This window comes from Planomonospora alba, assembly GCF_039534085.1.
In the GTDB taxonomy this organism is placed as follows: Bacteria; Actinomycetota; Actinomycetes; order Streptosporangiales; family Streptosporangiaceae; genus Planomonospora_B; species Planomonospora_B alba.
In genome coordinates this window covers 1-10426 of the sequence record NZ_BAAAUT010000106.1, presented here as the reverse complement: position 1 = coordinate 10426, position 10426 = coordinate 1, and the positions used below count along the sequence as shown (strand labels likewise).

The window sequence follows — 10426 nt, the reverse complement described above, 5'->3', positions numbered from 1 at the left end:
CCGGCGCAGGCCCCGCTCTCCTTCGACGGCGCCCAGCACCTGGTCAGCATGGCGGGGGGGGGGGGGGGGGGGGGGGGGCGCCGCCGGTCAGTCGGCCGGAGCGGGCTGCGGCTCCGGAGCGGGCACGGGGGCCTGGGAGGAACGGAGCGGGAGCTCCTTCAGCAGCAGGGCGGCGATCGCGCCGAGGACGGCGATCGGGGTACCCACCAGGAAGACCGTCTGCAGGGCCCGGGTGAACGCCTCCAGGATGACCTCCAGCACCGGGGCCGGCAGGGCCCGGATGGCGTCGGGGGAGCCGAGGCTGATGCCCGAGCCGCCGGCCGGCGGCAGGTGCGCGGCCTTGGCCAGGGAGGCCAGCTCCGAGCTGAGCCGGTTGGAGAGCACGGCGCCCAGGGCCGCCACGCCCACCGCGCCGCCCATGGAGCGGAAGAAGCTCACGCCCGAGGTGACCGAGGCCAGGTCGGTGCGGGCCGCGGCGTTCTGCGCGGCCAGGATGAGGATCTGCATGGAGGCGCCGAGGCCGATGCCGATCACCGCGTTCTCCACGCCGATGACCACCAGCGAGCTGTCGACGTGCAGGTGGGACAGGAGGTAGAGGCCGAGCGCGACGAGCAGCATGCCGGCGATCGGGAAGACCTTCCAGCGGCCGGTCCGGGTGACGTGCTTGCCGACCGCGATGGAGGAGACGAGCAGGCCGAAGACCATGGGCAGGGTCATCAGGCCGGAGGCCGTGGGGCTCATGCCCCTGACGATCTGCAGGTACTGCGGCAGGAACATCATCGCGCCGAACATCGCGGCGCCGACGAGCAGCGAGGCGAGGCTGGAGAGCACGAAGGTGCGGTCGCCGAACAGGCGCGGCGGGAGGATCGGGTCGGCGGCCCTGCGCTCGGCGAGCACGGCCAGGCCGAACAGCGCGAGGCTCGCGGCGCCCAGGCCGTAGGTCCAGGCGGAGTTCCACTCGAACTCGTTGCCGCCCAGCGAGAGCAGGAGCATCAGCGTGGTGGTGCCGCCGGTGATGAAGGTCGCGCCCCACCAGTCGACCTTGGCGTCGCGGCGGACGAACGGCAGCTTGAGCACCTTCTGGATGACGAAGAACGCGACCACGGCCAGGGGCACGGAGAACCAGAACGTCCAGCGCCAGGAGAGGCTGTCGACGAGGAAGCCGCCGAGCAGCGGACCGGCCACGGTGGAGACGCCGAAGACCGCGCCGATGTAGCCGGAGTAGCGGCCGCGCTCGCGGGGCTCGACCACGTCACCGAGGATGATCTGCGGGAGCGCGGCGAGACCGCCGGCGCCGATGCCCTGGACGGCGCGCGCGGCGATGAGCTGCCCCATGTCCTGGGAGAAGCCCGCGGCGATGGAGGAGACCGTGAAGACCACCAGCGCCGTCTGGAACATGAGCTTGCGGCCGTAGAGGTCGGAGAGCTTGCCCCACAGCGGCGTGGAGGCGGTCATGGTGAGCAGCGTCGCGCTGGCCACCCAGGCGAGCTGGTCCTGACCGCCCAGGCTGCCGACGATGGTCGGCAGTGCGGTGCCCACCACGGACGTCGAGATCATCGACGTCAGCATGGCGATCATGAGACCGGCGAGGATCTCCAGCACCTGCTTGTGTGTGAAGTGCGGTCTGGCCGCGGCCTCCACCTGTTGTCCGGTCAGCATGAACCGTCCCCCAATACATGTACGATGCATATGAAGGTAGTAGACGCCTGTTTACTTCGTCAAACCGGAAGGACCGAGCAGGTGGATGAGGGACGGCGCCGCTGCCGGGAGGACACCCGGCAGCGCATTCTGACGGCCGCGCGGCGCCTGTTCGCCGAGCACGGCTACGACCACGTGACCGTGCGGCTGATCGCGGCCGAGGCGGAGGCCAACATCGCGCTGATCAACCGGTACTTCGGCAGCAAGCGGGAGCTGTTCGCCGAGGTGCTCGCCGTGCAGGGCCGATTCCCCGGCGTGCTCGACGTCCCGGACGAGGAACTGCCCCGGCGCCTGGCGGAGTACGTCGCCGAGCGGCTCAGCACGGACCGGAGCAGCCCGGTGATGGAGGCGCTCGTCCGCTCGTCGTCCAGCCCGGAGATCCACGGCATCCTCCGCCAGCGGGTCAGCTCGGCCATCATGGAGCCGCTCGTCGAGCGGCTGTCCGGCGGGGACGCCCGGCTGCGGGCCGCGATCGCCACCGCGCTCATCACCGGGTCGGGCACGCTGCGCCTGCTCTACGGTCCCGACGCGGTCGAGCAGCCGGACCGGGAGGCGGTGGTCGCCCGGCTGGAGAAGATCTTCCGGGTCTGCCTGGAGCCGTGACGGCCCGCCCGGCCCGGGAGGCGTGAAGATACTAACTTTCGGCGTAAAACCGGCCCGCGGCTTGTGCGGGCCGAGCCTGTGACCGGCAGGGGGATCCTCTTAGGTTGGGGTGTCTTGCCGTCGCGGGAGATGACCAGATGTCCTTTGTGCAGCGGGTGCGCGAGCAGGCCGGAAGACACGGGCACGAGCGGTCCTACACCTTCGTGGAGGACCGCGGCGGCGAACCGCGCGAGAGCCGCCTGACCTTCGCCGAACTGGACGAGCGGGCCAGGTCGGTCGGGGCCTGGCTGGCCGGGCGCCGCATGGAGGACCGGACGGCGCTGCTGCTCCACCCGGCCGGGCTGGAGTTCCTGGCGGTCTTCCTCGGCTGCCTGTACTCCCGGGTGGTCGCGGTGCCCTCGCCGCTCCCGCAGACCGACCCCCGCGCGCTGGAGCGGGCCGCGGGGATCATCAAGGACGCCGACGTCCGGCTGGTGCTCACCGACGCCGCCGACCTCGGCACGCTCACCGCCTGGCTGCACGAGGCCGGGCTGGCCGGCGCGGTCGAGTGCGTCGCCACCGACACCCTCGCCCTGCCGGATCCGGGCGAGTGGACCGAGCCGGAGATCGGCCCGGACACCCTGGCCTACATGCAGTACACCTCCGGCTCCACCAGCGAGCCGCGCGGAGTGATGCTCGACCACGCCAACCTGCTCCACAACGAGAACGAGATCTGGCGGGCGATCGGCTCGCCGACGACGGGCGTCGGGGCCGGCTGGCTGCCGCACTACCACGACATGGGCCTCATCGGCATGCTGCTCCAGCCGATCTACGCCGGTGGAGACCTGTACTTCGCCTCGCCGATCGACTTCGTCATGCGCCCCGCCCTCTGGCTGGAGATGATCAGCCGCTACCGGGCGGAGTACACCGTCGCGCCGAACTTCGCCTACGAGTGGTGCGCCGCCCGGGTCACCGACGAGCAGGCGGCCGGCCTGGACCTGTCCTGCCTGAAGTTCGCGCTCAACGGCGCCGAGCCGGTGCGCGCCGGGACGCTGCGCACCATGGTCCGCCGCTTCGGGCCCATCGGCTTCGACGAGCGGGCCTGGGCCCCGGCGTACGGCATGGCCGAGGCGACCCTGGTGATCAGCGCGACCCCGGTGGGCCAGGGGCCGCTGGTCCGCAGGTTCGACGCCGCGGCGCTGGAGCGCAACGAGGCGGTCCCCGCGGAGGCGGGCGTCGAGCTGGTCGGCTGCGGGCGACCGGTCACCATGACCGTGGACATCGTCGACCCCGACAGCCGCCGGCCCCTCGGCGAGGGCAGGGTCGGCGAGATCTGGGTCCGCGGCGGCAGCGTCGCCCGCGGCTACTGGCAGCGCGACGAGGCCACCCGCGACGCCTTCGGCGGCCGTACCGCCACCGGGCGGGGGCCGTTCCTGCGGACCGGGGACCTCGGCTTCACGCTGGACGGCGAGCTCTACGTCACCGGCCGGATCAAGGACGTCATCATCGTCAAGGGACGCAACCTCTACCCGCAGGACCTGGAGGAGGCGGCCCGCGGCGTGCACCCCGCGCTGGGCGCGGCGGCGGCCTTCGGGCTCTCGCCCGGCGACGCGCCCCGGTCCGGTGAGGCCGGCGCGGCGGTCCCGGCCGGCGGGGCGGCTCCGCCCGGCGCGGCCCCCGGGGGCGAGCAGGTCGTGGTGGTGCAGGAGGTCAGGCGGGAGCGGCTGGGGAGACACGGCGGGGGCGGCGGGCACGGCGGGGGCGACCGGGACGGCGCGGCGGGCGCGGCCGGCACGGACCCGGTCGCCGGGCTCGCCCGCCGGGTCCAGGCCGAGCTGGCCCGCGCGTTCGGCGTCGGCGAGGTGAACGTCGTGCTGGTCGAGCGCGGCGGGGTCGGCAAGACCACCAGCGGCAAGATCCAGCGCTCCCGCACCCGGGAGATGCTGCTGACCGGGCTGCTCCCGGTCGTCCACGCCGAGCTCACCGCCGCGGTCCGGGACGCCGTGGCAGCGGCGGGCGGAACGGCCGGGGACACCGGGGACACCGGGGAGGCAGGGGAGGCGGCGGGAACAGGGCGGGCCGCGGGCGAGGGGAGCGGCGCGGCGCGCCGGGGCTCCGGGGGGCCCGCCGCGGGGCGCGCGCGGGACACCGGGACGAGAAGGTGAGGGTGAAGTGAGCATGTCCGCTGACGCCGGGATCGCCGTCGGAGTGGAGGGCCTGCGCGACTGGCTGCGGGCCAGGGTCGCCTCCTACGTCGCACGCGCGCCCGAGGAGATCGACCCGCTGGTCCCGATCGCCCAGTACGGCATGGACTCGGTCTACTCGCTGGCCCTGTGCGGCGACATCGAGGCGGAGTACGGCCTGGCGGTCGAGCCGACCCTCGCCTGGGAGCACCCGACCGTCGCGGCCATGGCCGACCATCTGCGGGGCAGGCTGAGCGCCGGCTGATGACCGCGCGGACGGCCGGCCGCCTGGCCGGACTGCTGGTGGGCCTGCTCTGCGGGCGGCGCGGCAAATGGCTGGTGCTGGCCGTCTGGCTGGGCGTCCTCGCCGTCGCCGGACCCGCCGCTGCGCTGCTGGAGACGGTGCAGAAGGACGACGTCGCCTCCTACCTGCCCGGCAGCGCCGACTCCGCGCAGGCGGTCCGGCGCATCCTCGGCATGCAGGGGGGGAGCCTGGTCCCGGCGGTGGTCGTCTACACCCGGCCCGGCGGCGTGACCGAGGCCGACGAGGCCGAGATCGCCCGGGACATGAAGGAGTTCGCCCGGATCGGGGACGTCGTCGCCGAGATGCCCGCGCCGACCGGCGGCCGGACCTTCGACCGCGGCGACCTGGACCGGGAGCTGGCGGCGTACCGCGACGCGGAGGGGAGGCTGCCCAAGCCGCTCCGCGCGGTCGAGGAGAAGCTCCACATCCCCGAGGTGAGCAGGACGATCGACCTGCTCGTCGCGGAGCGCTCCAAGGACGGTGAGGCCGTGCAGGTCGGGGTCATCCTGCGCGACCGCGGCGCGCGCGAGACGGCCGCGCTCGTCGAGCGGATACGGCGGATCGCCGGGACCGGGGCGCCGGACGGGCCGGCGGCGTACGTCACCGGGGCGGCGGGCTTCCAGGCGGACTCGCTGGCGGTCTTCTCCACCGTGGACACCGACCTGCTGCTGGCCGCCACGGGCGTGGCGGTCGCCGTGCTGCTCGTCACCTACCGCAGCGCCGTGCTCTGGCTGCTCCCGCTCGGCACCGTGCTCGTCGGGCTGGTGCTGGCGATGGGCGTCAACTACGGCCTCGCCGCCGCCGGGACGATCACGGTCAGCAGCGTCTCCGTCTCGCTGCTCATGGTCCTGGTCATCGGGACGGGCACCGACTACGCGCTGCTGATCGTCGCCCGCTACCGGGAGGAGCTGCGCCGGCACGCCGACCGGCACGAGGCGATGGCGGTCGCGCTGCGCCGGGCCGGGCCCGCCGTGGTGGCGAGCGCGGCGACCGTGGTGGCGGGCCTGCTCTGCCTGGTGGCGGCCGAGCTCAACTCCACCAGGGGGCTGGGCCCGGTCTCGGCGGTCGGCGTGGCCTGCGCGATGGTCGCGATGCTGACGCTGCTGCCCGCCGTCATGGTCGTCGCCGGGCGGTGGATCTTCTGGCCGGTGGTGCCGCACCCCGTCCCGCGGGCCGGCGCGGAGCCCGCCGGCGGGGCCTGGCGCGCCCTGGGCCACCGGATCGCGCGCGACCCCCGCCGGGTGTGGCTGGTCACCCTCGCCGCACTGGCGGTGTGCGCGGCCGGGCTCACCTCCTACCGCGAGGGCGGGGTGGGCAACGCCGGGGTGTTCCTCAACCGGCCGGACTCGGTCGTCGGGCAGGAGGTCGCGGCCCGCCACTTCCCGGCCGGGGCCGCCGACCCGGTCCAGGTGGTCACCGGCGAGCAGCACGTCCGAGACGTGATCATCGACACGGCGCAGCGGCCCGAGGTCACCGCGATCGCGCTGGGCGCCGCCGGCAACGGCGACATCCTGCTCAACGTGACCGTGCGTGCCGGCGGCGGGCAGGAGTCCGAGCAGCGCCGGGTGCTCGCGCTGCGCGACCGGCTGCGCGCGGTGGCCGCCCCCGACGTGAACGTGGGCGGGAACACGGCGCTCATCGCCGACATGGAGCGGGGCGCGCAGCGCGACCGCGAGGTGATCATCCCGCTGGTGCTGCTGGTGGTCTTCGCCGTGCTGGCGCTGCTGCTGCGCTCGCTCGTCGCGCCGCTGCTGCTGCTGGCGACCGTCGTGGTGTCGTTCCTGGCCACGCTCGGGCTGAGCGCGCTGGCCTTCACCCACCTGTTCGGCTTCGCCGGAGTGGACCAAGGGTTCGTGCTGCTGGTCTTCGTCTTCCTGGTAGCGCTCGGCGTCGACTACAACATCTTCCTCATGCACCGGGTGCGCGAGGAGGCGCGGCGGCACGGTACGGCGCGCGGTGCGATCCTCGGCCTGGAGGCGACCGGCGGAGTGATCACCTCGGCCGGGGTGGTGCTCGCGGGCACCTTCGCGGTGCTCGTGGTGCTGCCGCTCACCCAGACCGTGCAGCTCGCCTTCTCGGTGGCCGTCGGCGTGCTGCTCGACACGATGGTCGTCCGCTCCGTGCTGGTCACCGCGCTGACCCTGGACGTCGGCGACGCCGTCTGGTGGCCCGGCCGGCTGGCCCGGGGCGTGCGCCGGCGGCGCGGCCGGGGGCCGGACGCCGGCGGCCGGGCGGCCCGCGGCTCCCGGATCCGGCCCCAGGTCATGCTCAGGCCCCGGAGGCTGACCCGGCCGCGCGTCATTCTCCGGCCGGGCCCGGCGGTCGTCGGAAAACGCGAAAAGAGAGAGGGTGAGTTTAGCGGTAAGTGATAAGAGGAATTATTGCCCGGCGGATCGGCGATGTGATTTACTTCGTGGTAATAAATGGGGGGCGGATGGTCGCGTGTAATGCGCTTCGCCCTTTTTGAAGTGCTGATACTCGCTGTCAGGGCATTCCTTCGGTTGGGTTGGAAAGCGTGGCGATGGTGCTCGGTTCGAATTCTCTCCTACCATTGTCCGCGGCGCAGGACGGGATTTGGCGCGCCCAGTTGGTTTCTCCGGGCGAGCCGGTCCACATCGCCCAGTACATCGAGATCGAAGGACCGGTGGACCCTGTTCTCTTCGCCTCGGCGGTCCGGGTGGCGGCCCGCGGCCTCGACGCCGTCCACCTGCACGTCACCGGCGACGGGCAGACGGTGCGGGAAGGGGACCTCGACTGCCCGCTGGTGGCCGCCGGGGACGAGCGGGCCGCGCTGGAGTGGATGCGCGCGGACCTGGAGACGCCCTTCCCGGACGGCTCGCTGGTGTCCACCGCGCTGCTCAAGGTCGCCGACGACCGCTACCTGTGGTACCTGCGCTGCCACCACGTGGTCATGGACGGCTACAGCGGGCCGATGGTCGCCCGCCGGCTGGCCGAGGTCTACACCGCGCTGGCCGAGGGACGCGCCCCCGGTCCCGGGCGGGCGGGCCCGCTGGCCGAGCTGCTGGCCGAGGACGCCGCCTACCGCGCCTCCGCCCGGCACGAGGCCGACCGCCGCCACTGGCTGGACCGGCTCGCCGGCCTGCCCGCCGTACCGGCGCTGTCGGCGGGGACGGCCCCGGCCACCTGCCGCTTCCGGCGGTGCGGCGCGGCGCTGGACCGGGCGGAGTCCGAGGCGCTGGAGCGGGCCGCGTCCGCGCACGGCACGTCCGTCTCCGGGTTCGTGATCGCGGCCGTCGCGGCCTACCTCGCCCGCGCCACCGGCGCTGCGGAGGTGGTGCTCGGCCTGGCCGTCACCGCCCGGACCACGCCGCTGGCCCGCCGCACCCCGGGCATGCTCTCCAACGTGCTCCCGCTCCGGCTGACCACGGCGGCGCACACGGCCCTCGGCGAGCTGGCCGGGCAGGTCAACCGGGAGGTCGGGCGGCTCCTGGTGCACCAGCGCTACCGCTACGAGGACCTGCGGCGCCAGGTGCGGGGGCGGCTGTTCGGGCCGGTCGTCAACATCATGCGCTTCGACTACGACCTGAGCTTCGCCGGGCACCGCGCCACCGCCCACCCGCTGGTCACCGGCCCGATCGAGGACCTGTCGGTCAACGTCTACGACGGCGCGGACGGCCGCGGCGTCCGCGTCGACTTCGACGGCCACCCCGACCTGTACGGCGAGGCGGAGCTGGCCGGCCACCACGGGCGCTTCCTCCGCCTGCTGGACCGCATGGCCCAGGCCGGCCCCGGCACCCGCCTCGGCGACCTCGACCTGCTCGGCGCGGAGGAGCGGGAGCTGCTCGCCGGCTGGGGCACGGCGGCGGGCGAGGTCCCCGGCGGCACCGCGGTGGACCTGTTCCAGGAGCGGGTGCGGCGCGACCCCGGCGCCGTCGCGCTGGTGGCCGGGGAGACCGAGCTGACCTACGCGGAGCTGAACGCCCGCGCCAACCGCCTGGCGCACCACCTGATCCGGCTCGGCGCGGGCCCGGAGCGCCACGTCGGCCTGTCGGTGCCGCGCTCGGCCGACATGGTCGTCGCGTTCCTGGCCATCCTGAAGTCCGGCGCCGCCTACCTGCCGCTCGACCCCGGCCTCCCGGCCGAGCGGCTGGCGGTGATGCTCGCCGACGCGGACCCGCCGATCGTGGTCACCGGCGGACCGGCCACCGCCCTGTTCACCACCGGGCCCGCCGGTCCGGGGACCGCGCCCGCGGTCGTCGACCTGGACGGCTGGGACGGCACGGGGCTGCCCGCGACCGACCCGGGCGTGCCGCTCCTGCCCGGCCACCCCGCCTACGTCGTCTACACCTCCGGCTCCACCGGCCGCCCGAAGGGCGTGGTGGTCACCCACGCGGGCCTGCCCGCGTACGCGCGGACCGGGACCGGCCGGTACGCCGTCACCCCCGGCAGCCGCGTCCTGCAGTTCGCCTCGATCGGCTTCGACGGGGCGGTGCTCGAATGGCTGATGGCCTTCGACGCCGGCGCCGCGCTCGTCCTCGCCCCCGCCGGCGTGTACGGCGGCGAGCCGCTCGGCCGGTTCCTCGCCGAAGCGCGGATCACTCACGCGTTCGTCACCCCCGCCGCGCTGGCCTCGGTCCCCGAGGCGCCGCTGCCGGAACTGCGCACCCTGCTGGTCGGCGGCGAGGCCTGCCGCCCGGAGCTGGTCCGCCGCTGGGCCGCCGGCCGCCGGATGATCAACGTCTACGGGCCGACCGAGACCACCGTCGTGGTCACCGCCAGCGACCCGCTGACCTCGCCCGGCGACACCCCGATCGGCCGCCCCGTGCTCGGCGCCCGGCTCCAGGTCCTCGACGCGGCCCTGCGCCCGGTCCCGCCCGGCACGGCCGGGGAGCTCTACGTCTCCGGCCCGTGCGTGGCCCGCGGCTACCTCGGCCGGCCCGGCCTGACCGCCGAGCGGTTCGTCGCCGACCCCTCCGCTCCCGGCGGGCGCATGTACCGCACCGGCGACCTGGTCCGGTGGCGGGCCGACGGGGCGCTGGAATACGTGGGCCGGGCCGACCAGCAGGTCAAGATCCGGGGGTTCCGGATCGAGCCGGGCGAGATCGAGGCGGTGCTCGCCGCCCACCCGCAGGTCGCGCAGGCGGCGGTGCTGGCCCGCGCCGACCACCCGGGCGACCGGCGGCTGGTCGCCTACGTCGTCCCCGCGGAGGCGGCGGAGCGGCCCGACCCGGACGCGCTGCGCGCGTCCGCCCGGCGGTCGCTGCCCGACTACATGGTGCCCGCGGCCGTCGTCGTGCTCGACGCGCTGCCGCTCAACGCCAACGGCAAGCTGGACCGCGCCGCGCTGCCCGCGCCGGAGTGGGGGACCGGGGGCAGGGAGCCGTCCGGCGACCGCGAACGGCTGCTCTGCACCCTGTTCGCCGAGGTGCTCGGGGTGCCCCGGGTCCGCGCCGACGACGGCTTCTTCGACCTGGGCGGGGACAGCATCCTGGCGATCGGGCTCGTCGCCCGGGCCAGGGAGGCGGGCCTGGTGATCACCCCGGGACAGGTGTTCCGGCACCGCAGCCCGGAGGCCCTGGCGCTCGTCGCGCAGGAGGGCGGTCCGGAACCGGCGGGGGACAGTGGCGGGGCGGGACCCGTGCCCCCGACCCCGATCATGCACTGGCTGGCCGAGGCCGGCGGGCCGATCGGCGCCTTC

General features: G+C 74.7%; 6 protein-coding genes. 5 read left to right on the top strand and 1 reads right to left on the bottom strand.

Annotated elements, in window-relative coordinates:
- Positions 1-87 precede the first annotated feature (87 nt).
- Complete coding sequence (locus ABD823_RS33480; protein WP_344866799.1) at positions 88-1659, bottom strand: MDR family MFS transporter; 1572 nt, start codon at positions 1657-1659, stop codon at positions 88-90.
- Between the two features lie 81 nt (positions 1660-1740).
- On the opposite strand from ABD823_RS33480, the gene ABD823_RS33475 reads away from it, so the two are divergent.
- The 5 genes from ABD823_RS33475 to ABD823_RS33455 form a co-directional block, all read left to right on the top strand.
- Positions 1741-2301, top strand: a complete 561-nt coding sequence (locus tag ABD823_RS33475) for a TetR/AcrR family transcriptional regulator (protein WP_344866797.1) — start codon at positions 1741-1743, stop codon at positions 2299-2301.
- Between the two features lie 137 nt (positions 2302-2438).
- On the top strand, positions 2439-4445 hold the full coding sequence (locus ABD823_RS33470) for a fatty acyl-AMP ligase (protein WP_344866795.1): 2007 nt from the start codon (positions 2439-2441) through the stop codon (positions 4443-4445).
- Between the two features lie 13 nt (positions 4446-4458).
- The gene (locus tag ABD823_RS33465) at positions 4459-4728 is read left to right on the top strand and encodes an acyl carrier protein (protein ID WP_344866803.1); all 270 of its coding nucleotides are present in this window, start codon (positions 4459-4461) and stop codon (positions 4726-4728) included.
- Entirely contained in the window at positions 4728-7136 is a 2409-nt protein-coding gene (locus ABD823_RS33460) for an MMPL family transporter (protein ID WP_344866793.1), read from the top strand. Before ABD823_RS33465 ends, ABD823_RS33460 begins: the two co-directional genes overlap by 1 nt.
- Before the next feature lie 152 nt (positions 7137-7288).
- On the top strand, positions 7289-10426 hold a 3138-nt coding region (locus ABD823_RS33455; protein ID WP_344866801.1), incomplete at its 3' end, for an amino acid adenylation domain-containing protein.